Source organism: Flavimaribacter sediminis, assembly GCF_019492055.1.
In the GTDB taxonomy this organism is placed as follows: Bacteria; Pseudomonadota; Alphaproteobacteria; order Rhizobiales; family Rhizobiaceae; genus Flavimaribacter; species Flavimaribacter sediminis.
In genome coordinates this window covers 1,334,946-1,354,821 of the sequence record NZ_JAICBX010000001.1, presented here as the reverse complement: position 1 = coordinate 1,354,821, position 19,876 = coordinate 1,334,946, and the positions used below count along the sequence as shown (strand labels likewise).

The following is a 19,876-nucleotide window of genomic DNA, read 5'->3' as shown; positions in this document are numbered from 1 at the left end:
GCCTGCTATTCTTCGAACCAGAATGTGTCGGGTCGAAAGATCCCGAAGAAGGCCGTAGGCGACCAGGCGAACATAGCGTCAGCAGGAACGTTTTGCAGTTTCTTGTCGACAACGACCGGCTGGATCGTTTCTCGCGCAACTCCGATCGAGAAGACATTCTCGGAATAAATCTCAAGCATTTCCGCCCAGATCGCTTCCTGCTGATCGACATTGGTTGACTGCCTCCACCAATTGTAGAGTTCGAGAAGCCTCTCGGCCGCCGGAAGCGACACGGGCTCACCGGCCTTTCCGCCTGTCTCCGTATACTGCCCCCATTTCGGCCAGTTCGGCTGTGAAGGCGAAACAGGCGCAAGCTGTTCCGGATTGGTTTCGGGCGTCGCAAGACCGATATCCAGTCCCTTGGATATCGTCATGATGGTTTCGCCAGTCAGGAAGCGGCGACGCTGAATGTCACGCTGCAGGGTACGGGTGAAAACCTTGATGCCGAGTTGTTCCCAATGATAGCGAATGAGTTCAAGCGCATCGGTTTCCTCAGTGCTCTCGCCCGCGCTTTCGACGATCAGCTCCATCGGCTTGCCATTCGGCAGCAAACGGACGCCCTTGGAGTCGCGCTCGGTCAGGCCGATCTCGTCGAGAAGCTTGTTCGCCGCTTCAACATCGAGATCTGTCCAAGCGCTCGCATACTCTTCCTTGTAAAGAGGCGATTCCTGAAGGACCGTATCGCCGCCTGGCTTCGCGAGACCGAAGAAAAGCTGCTGGTTTATCTCATCGCGATTGAGCCCGAGCGACAGGGCGCGGCGAAAGCGGACGTCCTGATTGAGCTTGTTCCACTCCGGATCGCTCACATTGAGATTTGGATAGAGCGAAATCTGGTTGGCGACGCCGTTGCGCCACAAAAGGACATTGTAGTCCTGGTTTTCCTCACCCTGCTTCAGGAAAGTGTAATCATCGAAATGCAGGTAACGGGCCTGAAGATCGCTCTCTCCCGCCCCGGCTTTGGCCGGAATGATATCGACCGACTCAGTCAGAATGATCACTTCATCGATATAGGGAAGTTGCTGACCATTCGGATCGACGCGATGGTAGTAGGGATTGCGTTCAAAGACATAACGCTTTGACGGCCCGTCAGTGGTGTTGCGCCATGGCTGCAGGGTCGGCAACTCCGGATTTTCCGTGCGGTATTGCCGTCCCTTGACGGTATGCATCGCAGCCCAGTTGCGATACCCGCCTTCCTCGGCCATTTTCGCGAGTGTATCCGCATCGTTATAGGTGGTGTGGAACTGCTTCATATAGTGAGACGGCATGTAGATGTATTCCGGGCTCGGACCTGCAAGGCCAAGCGGAAAAGCAGGATTTGGATCCTCCCATGTATAGCGCACCGTTCGATCGTCGATGATTTCGAACTTCGGAGGCTTGCCGTTGGAAAGCAGGACCTGCGGTATGCCGGATCCCGACAGTTCTTCATTGTTGGCGACATCCTCCCAGAAATACCGGAAATCTTCGGAGGTGAACGGCTCGCCGTCAGACCATTTGTGTCCTTCGCGAATGCGTAGGGTAAAAATTCGCCCTTCTTCGGACTCGAAGCTCTCCAGAATATCAGGCCTGAGCTTGTAGTCGGGTCCGAAGCCGATCAGGCGCGCATAGCCGTAGACAGTCATCATGCGAATGTCCTTGGCGCTGCCAAGCAGGGTCACGAGCTGGCAACAATAACGACCGATCGTTTTGGACTCCTTCTCGAAATCCACCACGAACGGATCTTTCGGCAAACGCTCCTTCATTGGCGGCAACTTGCCGGATTCGACGAGCGGCGCGAAGATGGGCGGCTCCTTCAACGCCTGGTCTGCTTGAGCAGCACCGGCGACGAACATAAGACAGACCATCAATGTGTAGAGCAGGCCTCTTTTCATGCCACCATCCTCCTTGTAACACTGCTCGGCCGAACAAGAACGAAATGATCCGGCCCGACTTCGAGCATCTCCATGGGCGCGCCCGGTCCTTCGGGCACGAAACGTTGATCCCACTCGTCAGGCGTACCGATCGAAAGCAGGTTTGTCTCATCCAGCGAAAGCGGATGATTGAGATCGGTCGTGGGAATCGATTTGAACAAATTCTGGGTATAGGGGTGAACCGGGTCGCGGAACAGGACTTCGCCCGGCGCGATTTCGACGATCCGTCCGCCTCTCATGACGGCGACGCGGTCGGCGACGTAATTGACCACGGCCAGATTGTGGGAAATGAAAACGGACGTCAGGTTCAGTTCTTTCCGAAGCCTGGTCAACAGGTTGAGTATCTGCGCCTGAACCGACACATCAAGCGCCGACACCGGCTCGTCGCAGATCAGCAGGTCGGGATCGAGCGCGAGCGCGCGCGCGATACCGATACGCTGGCGCTGACCGCCCGAGAAACTGTGCGGGTATCGGTTGAGCAATGTCGGCGACAGGCCGACCATCGTCATCAGCTCCTTGGCTCTCTCGCGACGCCATTGCCGATTTCCAATTCCATGAATCTCAAGCGGCTCCGAAAGGATGTTCATGACAGTGGAGCGCGGACTGAGTGACGAAAACGGATCCTGGAAGACCATCTGGATGCGTCGCCGCTGCTTAAACAGCGCCTTGCCCTTGAGGTGGGCGAGATCGACCTCGCCATCCTCATCCGAGAAATAGATCTCACCGGATGTCGGCGTCAGCGCCCGCATGATCATCTTGCTGAGCGTGGTTTTTCCGCAACCGCTTTCGCCGACCAAACCGAAACATTCGCCATGACGGACGGAAAAAGACACGTTGTCGACTGCGAGGACATGTTCTCCGGCGGATCCAAACAGGCTTTGCTCACTCTTGACGGCGAAGCTTTTCGAAAGATTGCTCACCCGCAAGATCTTTTCGTCTTCGCCGTGCTTCCGCTCCTTCGCCTTCTCCTTGAAGGACTCGGGCAGTTCCTGTGTCACTTCGCGCAGCGCGACCAGCTTCTCGCCAGGCTGCATGTCGACTCGTGGAACGGCCGCCAGCAACGCAAGCAGATACGGGTGCTGGGGATTGGTAAATATCTCGTCGAGCGTTCCAGCCTCCATCAGCGTACCGTGATAGAGCACCAGGATTTCGTCCGCCATGTTCGCGACAACGCCGAGATCATGGGTGATCAGCAGCAGCGACATGCCCAGCTTGCGCTGCACGTCCTTCAGCACGGCGAGCACCTGCGCCTGGACGGTGACGTCGAGCGCCGTCGTGGGTTCGTCCGCGATCAAAAGGGCCGGGTTGCACACCAGCGCCATGGCGATCATGGCGCGCTGGCGCAACCCTCCGGACAACTCCATCGCGTACATGCCGTAAGCGCGCGAGGGATTTGGAAAGCCGACCAGCGCGAGCATCTGTTCGGTCAGTTCGCGGCATTCCTTCTTCGACACATCGCGATGCAGATACAGGGCTTCATCGATCTGGTTGCCAACGGTGTGGACCGGAGACAGCGACGTCATCGGCTCCTGGAAGATGATTGAAATGCGTCCGCCGCGCAGATTGCGCATTCTTTTGCCATCGCGCGGCAAGGTCGCGATATCGACGAATTCGCCGTTCTTGTCTGGATCGAAGAACTTTATCGAACCTTCTGTAATATCGGCGATATCCGGCAAAATACCCATGATTGTCTGGGCAATGATCGATTTCCCGGAGCCGGATTCACCGACCAGCGCCACCGTCTTGCCCTTGGGAATTCGAAAACTGACGCCCTTGACAACTTCAACCTTGCTCTCTTGCGGGCCAATCTCCACGTGCAAATCTTCCACGCGCAGCAAATCTGGCGGAGCTTCACTCATTGCACAAAAACCATCCTGTCCCCGGCATCAAACGCTTGTCGATTTTTTTCACATCAGCTTCCACAGTATGGTCACATTTGCAATGGGGATTCATCACAAATCAGCCGGCCGTCAGACCAAATCAGAATATCACCATGCCCGATTACATGGATCGAGGCGTCGCTTTCAGGCATCTTTCCCAGCAGATGAAGTATTATTCGCATCACACCTGTATGACAAACCAGAATTGATGGCCGACGAAAATCAAGAAACATGTTTTTTATTCGCGGCGTTGCATCGGCGTAACTCTCTCCTCCAGGAGGACGAAAGTTCCAGCGGTCGGTTTTCCGCTGTTTTCTCAAGGCCGGGAAACGCGACTTGACCTCCAAAGTGGTCATCCCTTCCCACTCGCCGAACGATAATTCGCCGAGCCTCTGATCAAAACGAATGCGAGATACCTCGGAGCCGTTGACCTGGCAAAGAATCTCCGCGGTGTTTTGGGCTCTGATCAACCGTGAGGACAGTATGTCGAATTGATCGATCGTCTGATCTCTGTCGTTGAGCAAAGATCTCAGACGCAGACCAGCAGCTACAGCCTCCGCCCTGCCCTCGTCATTCAAATCAATATCCGCCAGCCCCTGAAAGCGCCCCTGGTCGTTCCAAAGCGTCCGCCCGTGGCGCACCACATACAAGAGCGGAACGGATTCAGGAAACGCCGGCATGATCATGGCGGCGGTAAATGGTCCCGTCGACCACAAAACCGTCCAGGCCTGTCTGCAGAGCGTATGCGACCAGATCGCTCATCCTGTTGATGAAGCCCCGACCGTTGAAGTTAAGCGATGTGTTGCACAACACTCCGTACCCGGTTTTCGCCCGAAACGTTTCCAGCAGCCTGTACATTTCCGGATTTTGCTGAGCAGTGACCGTTTGAGCTCTGGCCGAACCGTCGACATGCGTGACAGCCTTGAGCGAATCAGTTTTTACGGTCTGGAAGTACAGCATGTGCGGACTGGGGCCGTGATTGTTGAAGAGCCTGTCGAGTTCCTCTTCCATCAAAATGGGCGCGATCGGTCGAAAACTTTCGCGTTTCTTGATTGCGTTGAGGCGACGGTGCGTTTCGGTGGTGAACGGCGCGGCGATCAGAGAACGGTTGCCCAGCGCACGCGGACCGATTTCGTAGCGGCCATTGACCCAGGCAAATATCTTGGCGTCCGACAGTTCCGTGACAAAGTCCTGGAGATCGAGGGGCGCGACTTCAAAATCACCAAGATCCGCGCCGTCGTGGACAAAGCCTTCGCCTGCGTAGACGGTCCAGTCCAGCTTGGCGTTTCCGGTGTAATGGAACTGGGCGTCTGCCGCCGTTCCGATTGCCGAACCGGAGTCGTTTGTGCAGGGCTGCACGAAGACGTCAGCGAACAACCCGCAGCCGCGCCAATCGCTATTCCAGTCGCAATTCAGGCCGCATCCCCCGGAAACGAGGATCGGCAGCCGCTCTTTCATGTTCTCTTCGGCGAATGCATAAAAACGCCCGAAGATCTCGTTCTGAAACCGTTTGGCGAGATTTCGGAACTCCTGGCTATCGAGCCCGATATTGCAGAATGGAGAATCAGCGAAATCTTTCTTCAACAGCGGATATTCGCTGGCGTCCCAGCCGAGGATACGCTCGATCAAAGCCGATTCTTCCGGCGTCTCCGGAACGTCTTCGCCGAAACCAGACAGCGCCATCAGCTTTCCGGCGTCTTCCCTGCGCGACTTCCTCGCGTCAAACGGATAGGCCGGATCGGCCAATCCGTACAAGAAACCGTATTTATGGCCGGGACCGTTGAAGGGAGAACCGATTTTCGTGATGACCAGATTCTCGTCAATCCGGTAAAAGTTGCCGATCACGCCTTCCCACACGAGCGCATAGACGGGCTCGCCCTGGGGAAACGGCGACATGGCGTAGCTGCCGATCAGGTGGGATCGCTCGTGCGACGACGAGAAATAGCGGACATCCCGCCCCATCATCTTCGTTTCGCTGGAAATGACCGCGCCGCTGTCAATTCCGTAATAGCCTGCGCCGATAGGGTCGGCCATGGGCCGGAATTCACGCATCCAGCCGGACGTCGCCATCACGTCAGGAACCCAGTCGAGCTTCTGCAGACTCTCCAGCAGCATATCCGTGGCGACCGGGCCGTAACGCTTGCCGGAATCCTTTTCGGCCTCGATCGAGAAGACGAGCCCGCCATCCTCGATCGCGGCGACATGGCCGTCATGCCCGGGCTTGTAAGCGAATATCCGCATGTGGTGATTTTGACCCAGTCGGTTTGAGAAGGACTATTCCTGCCGACCGCATAATCCAGAAGCCGCCGATTATCAATGACCGCTCAGTTCGCCCAGCCGCCACTGAAGGGTATCGCCTGCCCCACAAAAAAGTCGCTCTCCTCGCCAGCAAGGAACAGCGCCAAAGCTGCATCCTCCTCCGGCTTCGCCAGTCGGCCCAGGGGAACCTGATCCTTCAGGTTCTTGAGGAACTTCTCGTTCTCCATCAGTTCGGGAGGATAGTAGGCGGGATTTTCCACCCAATTCTGCGCTATCAGATTGACCTGCACATTGTGCCGGGCAACCTCCACGCCAACAGATTTCACGTAAGATATCTGGGCGCCCCGCGCAGCGCTATAGGCGCTTAATCTTCCCATAGGGCGAAGCGGCGTTGCGCTGCCAACGACGATAATCTTGCCTTTCCTGCGTTCGATCATGGGCGGAAGCGCATGTTTGACAAGTCTTTGCAGCGGGTGCACGAGCAGTTCGAAAGTCTGAAGCCAGTCTTCTTCTGCAAGATCAGTGACAAGAACGCCGTAATGATTCGGCGCCGCCAGATTGACAATGAGCACATCTATATGGCCGGCGTCATCGATGACTTTCCGGCACGCCGCCTCCGTATTCAGATCGCTCTCATCCGCGATAACGTCGCCGCCCTCCTTGCTGAACATCTCGACACAGGCAGGCCCCATATAGTCTTGCGAGCGTGTTATCAGTATTCTTTTACCTGTCATTCGCGATGTCATGCTGTCCTCCGGCGATGTGTGTTTCCGATGATGGACATCAGCATGCAGCAGATACAAGGCGATTGACAACATACCCGGTAGTATGCTCCAAGCTGCAGTACGGTTAAGCCATGGGAGAAGAGGTCGTCGACGGATAAAAGATCGCGACCGCAAGGCGCCGTTGGGAGGAATTTTGAGCGTCACATCGGATTCCGAAATCGGAACGGCACGGATACACCAGGAGGAAATCCTGGAGGCCGCAGCACTATGTTTCATGGAGCGCGGCTACAATGCCTCGAGCATCGACGATGTGGCGCGTCGTCTGGGCTCGACCAAGGGTCGCATTTATCATCACTACCGTTCGAAGGCGGATCTCTTCGCAGATGTCTATCGCTACGGAATGGAATTGAACGCGGCCGCGATCAAACCGTTATGCGGCGCCTATGACGATCCTGTCGAGAAGTTGAAAGCGATGGCGAAGGTCCATTGCCTGACGATGTTGAGGACGCGTCCCTTTCAGCGGTGCGTGTGGGAAGGCGTCTCATTGCTGATGCGCGGAGCGACGACGCCGGAGCAGCGCGAGACCCTGGTGGAGTTGCAGGGGCTTCGCGAGTCCTACGCTATCCGCTTCCGGGAAGTCATCGAAGACGCCAGGGAGAGCGGGAAAACCGATTTCGAGTCTTCCGGCATCGCCACGCAAATATTTCTCATGGCGCTGAATTCACCAATTTTCTGGTATTCGCCACGCGACACCGATGACGATGAACAACTCAACGAAATAGCCTCCCGTTGCACACGCTTTGCGCTGCAGGGGCTCGGCATAGGGAAGGAGTATTTGCAGGATGTCTGAAATGGATCTTGGGATCACCGAACGTCTACAGCCGCTTCTTGATGCGGTAAGATCGATGGTCAACGAAGAAATCCTGCCGCTGGAGGAAGAGTTCCTCGAGGAAGTCGGCAAGGGAGATCGCTGGACCTATACGCCGAGACAAACTGAAATACTGGAAAGCCTGAAGAAAACCGCCAGAGACCGGGGTCTCTGGAATTTCTGGCTGACGGATTCGGAGCGCGGCTACGGCCTGACGACGGTGGAATACGCCTATCTCGCGGAAGAGATGGGCAAGGCGCATCTCGGCGCAGAGGTTTTCAACTGTTCGGCGCCGGATACAGGCAACATGGAAGTGCTCGAGCGGTACAGCAGCGAGGAACACAAGGAAAAGTGGCTTGCTCCGCTGCTCGATGGAAAGATCCGCTCGGCGTATCTGATGACCGAGCCCGACGTCGCCTCCTCCGACGCGACGAATATCGAGATGAGCTGCGTCCGCGATGGCGACGAATACGTCCTCAACGGCGAAAAATGGTGGTCGTCAGGCGCCGGCGACCCGCGCTGCGCAATCTACATCACGATGGTGAAGACCGGGGGAGAAGACGAGCCGAAACACAAGCGCCACTCGATGATTCTCGTGCCCGCGGACACGCCTGGCATCGAGAAGCTGAGACCGATGCAGGTCTATGGACACGACGATGCGCCACACGGCCACTACCACCTCCGCTTCACCGATGTTCGGGTTCCGGCGGACAATCTGATTCTCGGCGAGGGCCGCGGTTTCGAAATCGCACAGGGGCGGCTTGGGCCCGGACGCATCCACCACTGCATGCGCGCGATCGGCCAGGCGGAACGCGCGCTCGAGCTGATGTGCACGCGCTCGCTGCGGCGAGAAGCCTTCGGAAAGAAACTGGCGCAATTGGGCGCCAACTACGACATCATCGCAGAAAGCCGGATGGAGATTGAGATGGCGCGACTCCTGTGCCTGAAGGCCGCCTGGATGATGGACAAGGGCGACCCGATAGCCGCGGCCCCCTGGATCAGTCAGATCAAGGTTGTCGCGCCCCGTGTCGCCCTCAAGATCACGGACGAGGCGGTCCAGATGTATGGCGGCCAGGGCGTATCCCAGGATACGCCGCTGGCGCGGGCCTGGACGAACCTGCGGACGCTGCGGCTCGCGGATGGACCCGACGCCGTTCACCGCAGGCAGGTGGCGCGCACGGAATTGCGCAAATACACCCAGGAGCGCGTATAGATGAAGGCGATTGTCTGCGAAGACTACGGACCCCTTGAAAATCTCGCACTCAAGGAGATTGACGATCCGGTTGCGACCGGGACCTCCGTCGTGATCCGACCTGAAGCGATCGGCGTCAACTACCCCGACGGTCTGCTCGTCCAGGGCCTGTATCAAATGAAGCCCGCCACGCCGTTCATTCCCGGCATGGAGGCAGCCGGCGTCGTGGAAGCCGTTGGTCCCGACGTCAAGCGCATCAAGCCCGGAGACCGGGTGGCGGTTCTCAATCAGCTTGGCGCTTACGCCGAGAAGGTGACGGCCGACCAGTCGGCGGTATTTCCACTGCCGGACGGTCTTGATCCATCGGACGCCTGCGCCCTGCTCTGCGCCTACGGCACGTCTCACCATGCGCTCAAGCAGCGCGCGGAACTGCAGCCTGGCGAAACCGTCGCGGTCCTGGGGGCAGCCGGCTCCACGGGAATTGCCGCGATACAGATTGCAAAAGCCATGGGCGCCAGGGTCATCGCGGTCGCGTCTTCTGCGCAAAAGCAGGAAATCGCAAAGCAAAGCGGCGCCGATGAGGCTATCGGCTATGACAATCTCAAGGACGATTTGCGCAGTCTGACCGGCAACAAGGGCGTCGACGTGCTTTTCGACCCTGTTGGCGGCGACGCCTTTGACACAGCTTGTCGCTGCATGGCGCGCAACGGCCGCCTGCTCGTCATCGGCTTTGCCTCCGGACGGATTCCGTCCCTTCCCGTCAACCTGACTCTCGTAAAGGAGTTCTCGGTGGTCGGAGTTTTCTGGGGCGCGTTCACCCGGTACGAGCCGGAAGTTTACGCAGACAACATGAAGGAACTGATCGGCTGGCGCATGCAAGGCACGGTAAAACCCTTTATCGAGGGACGCTATCCCCTCGCCGACGCTCCGGCCATCCTGAAACGCGTGCTCGATCGCGGCGCGACCGGAAAGATCATTCTGGTTCCGGAGGACACATCTTCGTGACCGGTTCCAACGACATGTTTGCTCTAATCCAGAAACACGACGGTTTCTCCGGAACGCGCGAAGGTCCGCGGATCGACGATCTGGGGCTTTATCTCGAAGCGGCCCGTGTCCCGACGCCGCAGATCGAGGACGGTCAGGTTCTGATCAAGGTCGCCATGGCGTCCATCAATCCCTCCGACCTTCACTTCATCAAGGGCGAATACGGCCAACCGCGCGTCAAGGGCGCGCCAGCGGGATTTGAGGCCGTCGGAGAAGTCGTTTCAGGCAAGGGAAGCCGCGCCGAGGCGCTGATCGGCAAGCGCGTGGCCTTCACGGTGCAGATCCCAACCTCGGGCGCATGGGCGGAATACGCCGTGACGCCGGCCGCCGTTTGCATTCCGGTCCGCGACGACATGCGCGACGAGGACGCGGCGGGACATATCGTCAATCCGCTGACAGCGCTGGCGATGTTCGACATCGCGCGTAAAGCTGGCGTCTCTAGCTTCATCATGACGGCTGCCAACAGCCAGCTCTGCAAGCTGATGACGGCGCTCGGACGCGATCACGGCATTACGCCGATCTGCATCGTCCGCAAGGAAAGCCAGGTCGCCCATCTGATGGAACTGGGCGCCAAGCACGTGCTGGTGACGGGCTCCCCGGATTTCAGCGAAAAGGTGAAAGAAGTCATCAAGGCGGAAAAGCCACGCCTCCTGCTCGACGCAGTCGCTAACCAGGTTTCGGCCGACCTCTTCACGGCGATGCCGACGGGCGCGCGCTGGGTGGTCTACGGCAAGCTCGATCCGGAGCCGCCGGTCATCCCGGAAATGGGTCAGTTCGTCTTCATGCAGAAGCACATCGAGGGCTTCTGGCTCACGCGCTGGTTCATGGACACCACGCCCGAGCAGCAAATGCAGGCGATCGTCGAGGTTCAGGAACGCTTCGTGTCGGGCAAGTGGCAAACGGAAGTCGACGCGGTGATACGTCTCGAGGATGCAATGAGTGAACTGGTTCCGGCGTTGAAAAAGGCAAACGCCAAGGTGATGCTGGTGCCATGATAATGAAGACCGCCAAGGCGGTCGATCAATAGAAGGGAACCGCGCGAGGAGCGGTTCTGAAACGGCCTTGGGAGGGCCTTGGTTTTGGATATTTTGCAGCTTTTCGTAAGCGGCGCGGCAAACGGGTGTGTCTACGGACTGATCGCTCTCGGCTTTGTGCTGATTTACAAGGCGACGGAAGCGGTGAACTTCGCGCAGGGCGATTTCATGATGCTGGGCGCCTTTATCACGCTCGGCTTCAACAACGCCGAATACATGGATTTGCCGTTCTGGCTCTCCTGCATTCTCGCGATCGGCATCATGGGCTTTCTCGGCTACCTCCTCGACTTTGTGGTCCTGCGGCGCATGTTCGGACAATCTCAGGTGGCCGTCGTCATCCTGACCATCGCTCTCGGTTTCGTCATTCGCTTTATCGCAGGCGCCATCTGGGGCCATGAACCGCAATCTCTGGAATCGCCCATGACCGGCGTGGAAGTCCGTTTCGGCGGTCTGGTGCTCGGGCTAGACGAAATCGTCGTGATCGCCGTGACCATTATCCTGACGTTTGCGCTGTTCCTGTTCTTCGCCCGGACTAAACTCGGCGTCGCCATGCAGGCATCCTCGCAGAACCAGCTCGCAGCCTATTACATGGGCATTCCTGTCAAACGGATCCATTCGATGATCTGGGCGCTGTCGGGCATCGTCGCGACGATCGCCGGGATCCTTTTCGCGTCCAAAAGCTCCATCGATCCGAACGCCGGCCTGCTCGGCATCAAGGCCTTTGCGGCCGCCGTGATCGGCGGTTTCGGCAGCCTCCCCGGCGCGCTTCTTGGCGGCCTGATCGTCGGACTTATCGAGCCTTTCTCGGCGCGTTACCTGCCGGCAGGCTATTCGCAGATCATGCCGTACCTGCTGCTTGTTCTGATGTTGTTCATCCGACCCCACGGGATTCTGTCCCAGGTCCAGACGAAAAAAGTTTGAGGAGGTCAGAATGCGTTTTGTCTTCAAGACTTCCTACGACGCCGACATCAGAATGTTCAAACATCAGTCGCAGGCCTTCTGGTACCTGTTGCTGCTCGTCGTCGTCATCGCCCTGCCCTTCCTGATCAACGACTATCTGATCGGCGAGGCCACACTGGTTCTGATTTGGGCGATCTGCGGCATGGGCCTGATGATTCTCGTCGGCCAGTCCGGTCAGGTCAGCCTTGGCCACGCGGCGTTCATGGCCGTCGGCGCCTATTCCAACGTCATATATCAAACCCAGTTGGGCATCCCGTTCATCCTGTCCTTTCCTCTTTCTGGCCTGACGGCAGGCGTGGCTGGCGCCATTATCGCCATGCCGACAACCAAGTTGCACGGCATCTATCTGGCGATCGCAACGCTCGCGATATCCGTGCTGGCGGAAGATCTGATCGTCATCCTGGAACCGATCACCGGCGGCGTTGGCGGAATTTTTGCGCCGGATATCCAGCTTTTCGGCTTCCAGTTCAGCCGCTACGGCCATCCCGACGAATTGTACTGGCTCGTGCTCGTCGTCACGCTCATCGTGCTTTATTTCTACCGCAACATCATTCGCTCGCCCATCGGACGCGCCTTCAGCGCGGTGAGGGATTCGGAAGTTTCGGCAAAAGCCATGGGCGTCAACGTCGCCCGCACGAAAATGATCGCATTCGCAATTTCCTGTTTCATCACCGGCCTCGGTGGAGCGTTGATGGGACATTTCGCCACCGTGTTCACGAACGAGACCTTCAACATCATCATCTCGATCACGCTTCTTCTGATGATCGTGGTCGGCGGGCTGGGTTCGATCCACGGCGCATTTTTCGGCGCGATCATCATTGGCCTCCTGCCGCTTGTCATCGCGTTCGGCCGCGACGGCGTCGCAAAGATGCTTGGAGTCGGATCGATCACGATACCCGGTCTTGAGACTGCGATTTTTGGGGGGCTGCTGGTTATCTTCATCCTGTTCGAGCCGCTCGGAATCTACGGTCGCTGGATCAAGATCCGAACCTATTTCTCGCTGTTTCCCTTCTACAGGCGCGACATGTTCCGCCGGCAGAAGAGCTACCTCAAGACGGAGCGCACGCGATGAGCCTTCTCGAACTCAGAAACGTGACCGTACGTTTCGGCGGCCTGGTCGCCGTCAACGATGTCTCCTTCAATGTAGAGGAAGGCGAGGTCTTCGCGCTGGTCGGTCCGAACGGCGCCGGCAAGTCCACCGTGTTCAACCTGATTTCACGGTTTTACACGCCTGCAAGCGGCGACATACTGTTTGAAGGCAAGTCAATCCTCGGCACGGCGCCGCACGACATTCCGGATCTGGGCATCGCACGAACGTTCCAGAATATCGAATTGTTCGAACATTCCTCGGTTCTGCAGAACCTGCTTGTTGGACGGCACACGCATTGCCGCTCATCCTTCTTGTCGGATATGCTCTTTACGCCATTCGTGCGGGACCAGGAGCGCCATCACCGCGAAGCCGTCGAACACGTCATCGAATTTCTCGACCTTCAGCCCTATCGCGAAAAACTGATCGCCGGGCTTCCCTATGGCGTGCGCAAGGTCGTCGAAATGGGGCGGGCTCTGGCAATTCAACCCAAACTTCTGCTGCTCGATGAACCTGCTTCCGGACTGTCCGTCGAGGAAACCCAGGACGTCGCATTCTGGGTCGAAGACATCAAGAAGGTAATGGGCATCACGGTCCTGATGGTCGAGCACGACATGCATCTCGTCAGCTCTGTGTCAGACCGGGTTCTGGCGCTTGCAGACGGCAAGATGCTGGCGATCGGAACTCCAAAGGAGGTGCAATCCGACCCCGCTGTGATTGAAGCCTATATCGGCGCCGACGATCTGACTGAACAAGAGGAGGCAGCCCAGTGAACATGCATTCCCCGTCTCTCCTCAAAATAGACAATCTCGAAAGCTTCTACGGTCCGATCATGGCCATTCGCGGGGTCAGCCTGCAGGTGCAGGAAGGTCAGATCGTGACTGTGCTCGGCGCAAACGGCGCCGGCAAGACAACGCTTCTGAAAACGATCTCCGGCGTGATGGATCCGGAAAAAGGCACGGTCCACTTCAACGGCAAAGCCATCGAGGGCTCGGCGCCGGACGCGGTCGTGCGCGACGGCATCGTCCACGTGCCGGAAGGGCGGGAAATCTTTCCCATCCTGACGGTCGAGGAAAACCTGCGCATGGGCGCCTATACGCGATCGGATCACGCTGAAATCGAAAAGGATCTCGAACTCGTCTACCAGTACTTTCCAATCCTGAAGGAAAGACGCCAGCAGGAAGCCGGCACGCTGTCGGGAGGACAACAGCAGATGCTGGCGATCGGTCGCGGTTTGATGGCGAGACCGAAAATCATGCTGCTTGACGAGCCGAGCCTTGGCCTCAGCCCTTTGCTGGTCAAGGAGATCTTTGCGATCATCAGCCGCCTCAATCGCGAACAAAATGTAACCATGATATTGGTTGAACAGAACGCCAAGGTTGCACTGGACGTCGCCCATTACGGCTACGTCATGGAGCTTGGCAGAATAGTGATGAGCGGAGACGCCAAGAAGCTCGCGCAATCGAAGGACATACAGGAATTCTATCTTGGCGCTCACCAGGAAACGCAACGCGGACAAAGACGCTGGAAACAGCGCAAGACCTGGCGCTAGAAAGACAAGGGAGGACATATCGATGGGACAAATGCAATCTCTGCCACCGCAGACGGTCATCGACGGTGTGAGTCTCAATGCCGACCTGAACAACGGGCCCTATTTCATCGACGGGTGCGATACGCTGCCCAAGCTGTTCCTGCAGCGCTGCCGGGAACTGGGCGAACGCACAGCCCACCGGGAAAAGGAATATGGAATCTGGCTTTCCTACTCCTGGAATGATTTTCTCGAACACGTCCGGCTGATCGGTCACGGACTGGCGTCTCTGGGTCTGCAGCGCGGCGACGTCGTTTCGATCCTTTCGGAAGACAACAAGGAGTGGATCTACTTCGACATCGCCGCACAATGCATGGGCGGGGTAATGTCGGGAGTCTATACGACCGACTCAGCCTCGCAGCTCGCCTATCTGGTCGACAACTCGCAGAGCAAGTTTCTCGTTGTCGAAAATGACGAGCAACTCGACAAGTTTCTTTCTGCAAGAGACGAGATGCCCGGTCTAGCTAAAGTCATCGTGCTGGACCGCGAAGGCCTGCATGATTTCCACGACGACGGCGTCATGTTCCTCGAGGAGCTCTACGATCTCGGGCGGATTCACTTGAAAAACAATCCGGATCTGTTCGAGGACGAGATTGCGCGTTCGAAACCGGATGATCTGGCGATACTCATCTATACGTCCGGAACGACAGGCAAGCCCAAGGGCGTGATGGTATCGAACCACAACATCATGTACACGACGTCCGTCGCCGCCGTGACCCTGCCGGCCTTCTCCTCCGACGAGCAGGTCTGTTTTCTGCCGCTGTGCCACATTCTCGAGCGTCTGATATCGGTCTTCGGCCCGCTCGCGGCGAAATCGACCGTCAACTTCGCCGAAAGCACCGAAACGGTCTTCGACAATCTGCAGGAAGTCAGCCCGCATATCTTTACCGCCGTGCCTCGGGTGTGGGAAAAGATCTATTCCCGCATCTCGATCATGATCGGCGACGCGACGCCCTTTGGTCGCTGGGCCTTCAATCGCGCAGTCACCACAGGCCGCAAACGCGCCGAATATTTGTTCAAGGGGAAATCGGTCCCCTTCCCGACCGCCATGCAGTACTGGCTTTGGGATCACCTGGTTCTGAAAAACCTGAGGCGCATGATCGGAATGGACCGACTGCGGCGCGGAACGACGGGGGCCGCCCCGATATCGCCGGATCTCATCCGTTGGTACAAGTCGATCGGCGTTGATCTCTACGAAGGTTACGGCATGAGCGAAAGCGCCGGGCTGATTTCGTTGAACACGATCGAACACAACAAGGTCGGCAGCGTCGGACAGGTCGTACCGGGCGGCGCATTGCGCATCACAGACGGAGGCGAAATCCAGTACAAGGCTGCGAACGTTTTCCAGGGCTATTGGCGCGACAACGAGAAAACAGCAGAAACGTTCACGCCGGACGGCTGGCTGCGAACAGGCGACGTCGGCGAAATCGACGGAGACGGATACCTGCGGATCACGGGCCGCCTGAAGGACATCATCATAACGGCCGGCGGCAAGAACATCACTCCGGCGGAGATCGAGAACAAACTCAAATTTTCGCCCTACATTTCTGACGCGGTCATCATTGGGGACGGACGCAAATACCTGACCTGCCTCATCATGATCGATCAGGAAAATGTCGAGAAATATGCGCAGGACCGGAGAATTCCGTTCGGCGACTTCGCTTCGCTTTGCGCGGCGCAGGACGTGCAGGACTTGATTGCGGGTATTATCGACGAGGTCAACAAAGAGTTCGCTCGGGTGGAACAGATCAAGTCGTTCCGTCTCATCGACGTTCTGTTGACCGCGGAAGACGAGGAGTTGACGGCAACCATGAAACTCAAGCGCAGTTTCGTGGAGAAAAAACACAAAGCGCTGATAGATAACATGTACTCATAGATCCATATCTCGCTAAGGAGGAGAGCAATCATGAGAATGAATAAGCTGACCATCGCTGCGGCGCTGACCCTGTCCACGGCAATCGCGCCGCAGGCCATGGCGCAGTCCCAGGGCGTGACCGACACGGAAATCCTTGTCGGTTCGAACAACGACATGTCCGGCATCTTCGCCGCTTTCGGAGCGCCGGCAATGGACGCCACGCGACAGTATTTTGAAGAAGTCAACGCCAAGGGCGGCGTTCATGGCCGCAAGCTGCGTCTGATCGCGGAAGATCATGGCTATCAGATGCCGAAAGCCATGCAGAACCTGAACAAGCTGGTCAATTCCGACAAGGTGTTCGTCATGCTCCTGTCGCTTGGCACGCCGATCAATATCGCCAGTTTCCCGCTGCTGGAGCAGAAAGGCATTGCAAATGTCGGCCCGCTGACATCGGCGCGTCAGATGATCGATCCGCCCTCGCCTTACAAATACGCCGGCTTCTCGTCCTATTATGACCAGACCCTGGCCGGGATCGAATACCTCAGAGACAATGAGGGAGCCAAAGTCGTCTGCTCCATGATTCTTCCGACCGATTTCGGCAAGGAAATCCAGGAAGGCGCAAAGGATTCTGTCGACAAGCTGGGCGTGACCTATGCAGCGGAAACAACGCACAAGCCCGATGAGCAGGATTTCGTCGGTTCACTCACCAAGCTGAAGAATGAAGGCTGCGATACGATCGCTCTGGCTCTCGGCATCAGACAGCTCATTACAGTGCTTGGAACCGCCAAGAAGCTTGGTATGGACGACATGAAGTTCCTCGGATCGTCCGCCGCATTCCACACCGCTGTCGCCAAGGTGCCGGAAGGCATAACGGACGGCTTCTACGCCGCCGCTGGTTGGCCGGACCTGACGACCCGCATGGATGATCCCTACGTCAAGGAATGGGTCGAATCCTACCAGGCCGAGTTCGGCGAGTTTCCCGGAACCGGCGCCCTGCTCGGTCGCTCAGCTGCGGAAGGCCTGGTCATGGCGTTTGAAGCGGCCGGCCCGGATCTGAATGCTGAAAGCTTCCAGAAAGCAATGGAGAGCCTGAGCTTCACGGACCCGATCACTGGCGTCCTCATTGACTACTCCGCGGACGACCACAAGGGGGGCGACGCCATCATCATCTCCCAGATTCAGGATGGCGCCTGGAAAACTCTCGGGGAAAAATAACCCTGTTTCAAACCGCCTGTACCCCGGACGGGGTACAGGCTCCAACTCGAAGACAATATTTCCAATTCCTGCATTGAAGGTTCGCACATGTCCGAAGTCGTGTCCTATGAAATCCTGTCCGGTGACAAGGGCGGCATCGCCGTCATTTCCATCGACAATCCTCCGGTCAACGCGGCCGGACACGCCGTGCGTAAAGGGTTGATGGAAGCCGCCGCACGGTTCAACGAAGACGCTGCCGCGTCTGTCGCCGTTATCGTCGGCAAGGGGCGAACTTTCATCGCAGGCGCCGACATTCGCGAGTTTGGCAAGCCGATCATGCATCCGGTTCTCTACGAGGTCGTCAATGCGATCGAAGCCGTCGACAAGCCTGTGGTCTGCGCAATACACGGAACGGCGCTCGGCGGAGGTCTGGAAACGGCCCTTTCATGTCACTACAGGGTGGCTTTGAAATCCGCCAAGGTCGGCCTGCCCGAAGTCCATCTCGGCTTGCTGCCCGGAGCCGGCGGAACCCAGCGCCTGCCCCGTCTTATCGGCGTAGAGGCGGCCACGGACATCATCGTCAGCGGACGCCATGTCAGCGCCCCGGAAGCCCTCAAGCTCGGCATTGTCGATGCTCTCGACGACGGAGACGATCCCCGCCAGGCCGGGATCGATTTCGCAAATCGCGTCATGAACGAAAACATGCCGGTGCGGCGGACAAGCGAGATGGAAGACAAGATCGCATCCGCAAGGGGAAACAAGGCTTTGTTCGACGGCATTATGGCGTCCGTCGAAAAGAAGGCGCGTGGACAGATCTCACCGATCAAATGCGTGGAGGCGATCAAGGCCGCAACCGAACTGCCGTTCGACGAGGGCATGAAATTCGAACGCGACGCCTTCATCGAACTGCTCGGCACCGAACAGCGTGATGCGCTCATCCACGCCTTCTTCTCCGATCGGGAGGTCGGCAAGGTGCCGGAACTTGCAACCGGCGCGCCGCGTCCGCTCGACCGCGCCGCCGTGATCGGCGGAGGCACCATGGGGTCCGGCATCACGTGCGCGATGCTTTATTCCGGACTGCCCGTCACGATGATCGAGCGTGACGAAGAAAGCGCCGCCAAGGGTCGCGCCAATGTCGAGAAAATTCTCGACGACGGTCTCAAGCGCGGCAAGATCGATCAGGCGAAACGCGACCGGCTGGCCAACGAACTCTACTCTGTGAGCGCAGATATCGCCGACATTGCCGAAGCCGACATCGTCATCGAAGCCGCCTTCGAGAACATGGACGTCAAGAAGGAGCTCTTCGAGCGAATTGACAAGCACGCAAAACCCGGCGCGGTGCTGGCCAGCAACACCTCCTACCTGAATATCGACGAGATCGCCGCTATGACCGGCCGACCGCAGGACGTTTTGGGGCTACATTTCTTTTCGCCCGCCCATGTCATGAAACTGCTGGAAGTGGTCGTCGGCGCAAAGACCCTGCCGGACGTGACAGCCACAGGCTTCGCGCTCGCAAAGAAACTGCGCAAGACCGCAGTGCGCGCCGGCGTGTGCGACGGCTTCATAGGGAACCGTATTCTCGAGCGCTACCTGACCCAAGCCGCCTACATGATTGAGGAAGGCGCAAGTCCTTACGAGATCGACAAAGCCGTGGTGAATTTCGGCTACCCGATGGGACCACACCAGATGGGCGACCTGGCCGGTCTGGACATCGGCTACGCCAACCGCAAGCGGCTGCGCGATTCCGGTTGGAACGGACGCTACGCGCATGAGCACATGGACCGGATCGCCGAGCTTGGCCGGTTCGGACAGAAGACCGGTCGCGGGGTGTACATCTACGATCAAGGTAGCCGCAGCGGCAGGGAAGACCCGGAGGTTCTCGAAATAATCGACCGGGTGCGCGAAGAAAAAGGCATCGAACCGAAGACCTTTACCGAAGAGGAAATCATGCGCCGCTACTTCGCAGCCATGGTGAATGAAGGCGCGCGGATTGTAGAAGAAGGCATCGCCCTGCGCCCGCTCGATGTCGATATAGCCATGCTCTATGGCTACGGCTTTCCGCGGTGGCGCGGCGGACCGATGAAACAGGCCGATATCATCGGACTGGATAAAATTCTCGCCGATATCCGGGAGTTTGAGGAAAACGATCCTGAATTCTGGAGACCCGCAAAGCTGCTGGTCGATCTGGTGGAGCGCGGAGAAAATTTTGATTCACTGAACAAGAAGGCCGCTTAGAAAAGCGGA

The 19,876-nt window shown here is 57.8% G+C and carries 16 protein-coding genes; 11 read left to right on the top strand and 5 right to left on the bottom strand.

Annotated elements, in window-relative coordinates; genetic code table 11:
• Positions 1 to 5: 5 nt before the first annotated feature.
• The 5 genes from K1W69_RS06485 to K1W69_RS06465 form a co-directional block, all read right to left on the bottom strand.
• Positions 6 to 1,907 carry an ABC transporter substrate-binding protein gene (locus K1W69_RS06485; RefSeq protein WP_258570820.1) on the bottom strand — a complete coding sequence of 634 codons (1,902 nt, stop codon included), beginning with the start codon at positions 1,905 to 1,907 and terminating at the stop codon, positions 6 to 8.
• On the bottom strand, positions 1,904 to 3,805 hold the full coding sequence (locus K1W69_RS06480; RefSeq protein WP_220227477.1) for an ABC transporter ATP-binding protein: 1,902 nt from the start codon (positions 3,803 to 3,805) through the stop codon (positions 1,904 to 1,906). Before K1W69_RS06480 ends, K1W69_RS06485 begins: the two co-directional genes overlap by 4 nt.
• 71 nt (positions 3,806 to 3,876) lie before the next feature.
• Positions 3,877 to 4,512, bottom strand: a complete 636-nt coding sequence (locus K1W69_RS06475) for a histidine phosphatase family protein (protein WP_220227476.1) — start codon at positions 4,510 to 4,512, stop codon at positions 3,877 to 3,879.
• Positions 4,490 to 6,067, bottom strand: a complete 1,578-nt coding sequence (locus K1W69_RS06470; RefSeq protein WP_220227475.1) for a carbamoyltransferase C-terminal domain-containing protein — start codon at positions 6,065 to 6,067, stop codon at positions 4,490 to 4,492. Before K1W69_RS06470 ends, K1W69_RS06475 begins: the two co-directional genes overlap by 23 nt.
• A gap of 83 nt (positions 6,068 to 6,150) precedes the next feature.
• Positions 6,151 to 6,831 (bottom strand): SDR family NAD(P)-dependent oxidoreductase, encoded by a 681-nt coding sequence (locus K1W69_RS06465; RefSeq protein ID WP_220227474.1) that lies wholly within the window; start codon positions 6,829 to 6,831, stop codon positions 6,151 to 6,153.
• 172 nt (positions 6,832 to 7,003) lie between these two features.
• On the opposite strand from K1W69_RS06465, the gene K1W69_RS06460 reads away from it, so the two are divergent.
• From K1W69_RS06460 to K1W69_RS06410, 11 genes are all read left to right on the top strand, one after another.
• On the top strand, positions 7,004 to 7,660 hold the full coding sequence (locus K1W69_RS06460) for a TetR/AcrR family transcriptional regulator (protein WP_220227473.1): 657 nt from the start codon (positions 7,004 to 7,006) through the stop codon (positions 7,658 to 7,660).
• Complete coding sequence (locus tag K1W69_RS06455; RefSeq protein WP_220227472.1) at positions 7,653 to 8,891, top strand: acyl-CoA dehydrogenase family protein; 1,239 nt, start codon at positions 7,653 to 7,655, stop codon at positions 8,889 to 8,891. Before K1W69_RS06460 ends, K1W69_RS06455 begins: the two co-directional genes overlap by 8 nt.
• Positions 8,892 to 9,875, top strand: a complete 984-nt coding sequence (locus K1W69_RS06450) for an NADPH:quinone oxidoreductase family protein (protein ID WP_220227471.1) — start codon at positions 8,892 to 8,894, stop codon at positions 9,873 to 9,875.
• A complete protein-coding gene (locus K1W69_RS06445; protein WP_220227470.1) occupies positions 9,872 to 10,909 on the top strand; it encodes an alcohol dehydrogenase catalytic domain-containing protein in 1,038 nt (345 codons plus the stop codon). The genes K1W69_RS06450 and K1W69_RS06445 overlap by 4 nt, the downstream gene beginning before the upstream one ends.
• Before the next feature lie 84 nt (positions 10,910 to 10,993).
• A complete protein-coding gene (locus K1W69_RS06440) occupies positions 10,994 to 11,869 on the top strand; it encodes a branched-chain amino acid ABC transporter permease (RefSeq protein WP_220227469.1) in 876 nt (291 codons plus the stop codon).
• A gap of 10 nt (positions 11,870 to 11,879) precedes the next feature.
• Complete coding sequence (locus K1W69_RS06435) at positions 11,880 to 12,980, top strand: branched-chain amino acid ABC transporter permease (protein WP_220227468.1); 1,101 nt, start codon at positions 11,880 to 11,882, stop codon at positions 12,978 to 12,980.
• The gene (locus K1W69_RS06430; protein WP_220227467.1) at positions 12,977 to 13,768 is read left to right on the top strand and encodes an ABC transporter ATP-binding protein; all 792 of its coding nucleotides are present in this window, start codon (positions 12,977 to 12,979) and stop codon (positions 13,766 to 13,768) included. The genes K1W69_RS06435 and K1W69_RS06430 overlap by 4 nt, the downstream gene beginning before the upstream one ends.
• 2 nt (positions 13,769 to 13,770) lie before the next feature.
• On the top strand, positions 13,771 to 14,547 hold the full coding sequence (locus K1W69_RS06425) for an ABC transporter ATP-binding protein (protein WP_220227865.1): 777 nt from the start codon (positions 13,771 to 13,773) through the stop codon (positions 14,545 to 14,547).
• A 31-nt stretch (positions 14,548 to 14,578) separates the two neighbouring features.
• Entirely contained in the window at positions 14,579 to 16,459 is a 1,881-nt protein-coding gene (locus K1W69_RS06420; RefSeq protein WP_220227466.1) for an AMP-dependent synthetase/ligase, read from the top strand.
• 30 nt (positions 16,460 to 16,489) lie between these two features.
• Entirely contained in the window at positions 16,490 to 17,653 is a 1,164-nt protein-coding gene (locus K1W69_RS06415) for an ABC transporter substrate-binding protein (protein WP_220227465.1), read from the top strand.
• A gap of 87 nt (positions 17,654 to 17,740) precedes the next feature.
• Positions 17,741 to 19,867 (top strand): 3-hydroxyacyl-CoA dehydrogenase NAD-binding domain-containing protein, encoded by a 2,127-nt coding sequence (locus K1W69_RS06410; RefSeq protein ID WP_220227464.1) that lies wholly within the window; start codon positions 17,741 to 17,743, stop codon positions 19,865 to 19,867.
• The last annotated feature ends 9 nt before the right edge of the window (positions 19,868 to 19,876 follow it).